Annotated in this window: 2 protein-coding genes; both read right to left on the reverse strand. The window is 63.8% G+C overall.

What is annotated here, in order from left to right:
- Positions 1–39: 39 nt before the first annotated feature.
- Positions 40–1,569, reverse strand: coding sequence for an SUMF1/EgtB/PvdO family nonheme iron enzyme (locus I6U14_RS14395; protein ID WP_296900207.1), 1,530 nt, complete (start codon positions 1,567–1,569; stop codon positions 40–42).
- A gap of 9 nt (positions 1,570–1,578) precedes the next feature.
- Positions 1,579–1,961 (reverse strand): hypothetical protein (locus I6U14_RS14400; protein WP_296900208.1); only part of this gene is annotated, 383 nt, incomplete at its 5' end.

Below are 1,961 nucleotides of genomic sequence, written 5' to 3' on the forward strand. Positions count from 1 at the left end.
TTTCTTGCTCCTCCCTTTCGGCTGGAGTCGTAGAGTTGTTTAAGACCCAGGGTTACCCCCCCCCGTCGTGTTCTTTCCCCCCGGCATCGTATCGCAGACGTTATCGTCAAAGTTGCACAGCTCAGCCGTAGGAGGCCCGTCGCCCCAGGGATAGATTCGCCCATCGGTACCCCGCGCCGCCTTCTCCCACTCGGCCTCGCTGGGCAACACAAATCCCTTGCCCGTCTCCTGGCTCAGCCACTGGCAGAAATCCATTGCGTCGTGCCAGGAGACATTGACCACCGGATGATCCTCTTTGCCCGATGGAATCTCGCTGGCCTCCCAATGCCTCGGCATCCTGTGACCAGTGGCCTGCACGAAGGCGGCGTACTGGGCATTGGTGATCGGGTACTTGCCGATGGTGAACTCTGGGAGCTCGACGGTGTGCTGAGGTTGCTCACTGTCCTTTGCGCTCTTATCCTTCGCCGGGTCGCTGCCCATCAGGAACTCGCCGGCCGGCACCCGCACCAGCTCCAGGTGGATGGGCGAGGTGATGGTCAGCACGTCAGGCTTTGGCTCAGACCGCGGCTTTTTGATCGCCGACAGGGATTCAGGCTTCGATCCACTCACCAAAGGACTCCCCGCTCCCAACGCACCAGCAGCCGCCCCACGGACGGCCAAATTGTCTTCCTCTTCACTCAAACGCTTCAACTCGGCGCGGGCAGCGGCAGCCAAGGTCCGATTATCCCCCTGGATCAACTGGGCCAACTCTCCCACGGCGGCTAGCCGTGCGGTGAACGCCGCTGAGGACAACGCATCAATAATCCATCCCGGAAGCCCCTCGTCCAGCTCCGGCGCATGGGCGATGAAAATCTCCCCCTCGACCTGCTGCGCCCACTTGTGCGGCGTCTGCTTGGCATAGCCGCTGGTCATCACCCGCTCGTAGACGTACTTGTAGAGCTCATCCAGCTCGATCCTGCCGTCGCCGTCCAGGTCGGCTTTGCCCGTGCGCAGCCCCTCCACCAGGAAATTGGTGAACACCGACGGTTGGCCTTCGCCCAGCCACTCATCGCCCTCCCAGGAGAGCTCCAGGGCATCGCTGGCGGTCAGGATCACGCGGCCGTAGCCGCTGCCCGCGAAGGCGTCCTCGGTGCCCACGCTGTCGCCCAACCCGGCCTTTGCGAAGGCCCCGCTGTGGCAGCAGTCGAGCATCACCACCTTGCGCTGCGAGTTGCTCTTGTCGAGCTGTTCGCGCACGAAGGAAGCACTGAGTGCCGTCGCGCCGGCGATGTCCATCTCGGTGTCCCTGGTGGCCAGGTAGAGGTCACCGTGTGCATCGCGGATGCCGTGGCCGGAGTAGTAGAGCAGCAGCAGGTCACTGCGCTTCCGGCGGTAGTAGAGCCGCGCGATCCTGCGGCGTATCTCCCGTTCTTCTTCGTCCATCAGCAGCGTGACGTCGAAGTCGCCGATCTCTGGATCGCCCAGCACCTCGGCCAGCGCCTCGGCGTCGCGGATGGGCGTCTTCAGGCGGCAGAGCTTCTCGTCCTCGAAGTCGCTGTTGGCGATAATCAGGGCCAAACGTTCGGCCATAGCGTCACCTCATGTCACGTGGATCAGTCTCTGGACCAGGGTCAATAGCTCGTCCTGTGAGAGCCGCTTCTCCGGCGTGAACTCGACCTCCACGCCCGCGGGCGTCTTGATCTTGACCGTGCGCTTCTCACCGCGCAGGGTCCACGCTTGCAGGAACTCGACCAGTTTGGGCAGCAAGGCGGGCGCAGCCCCCAGGGCCAACGCGCCCCAGGTGAAGGCGCTGGCTCCCTTGGTTCCCTCCAGTGAGGGGCCATCGGTGGGCCGCTCGACGTATTCGGCGCCCAGATCGCGCAGGTCGCGCATCAGGTGCTGGGTCAGCTCATCGACGCGCTCGGCGTTGGCGCCGGGCTCGGCGATGGTCAGGTTCAGTTGGACGTCGTTGGTCATTGTTG

This window comes from Thiohalocapsa sp. (assembly GCF_019695415.1).
In the GTDB taxonomy this organism is placed as follows: domain Bacteria; phylum Pseudomonadota; class Gammaproteobacteria; order Chromatiales; family Chromatiaceae; genus Thiohalocapsa.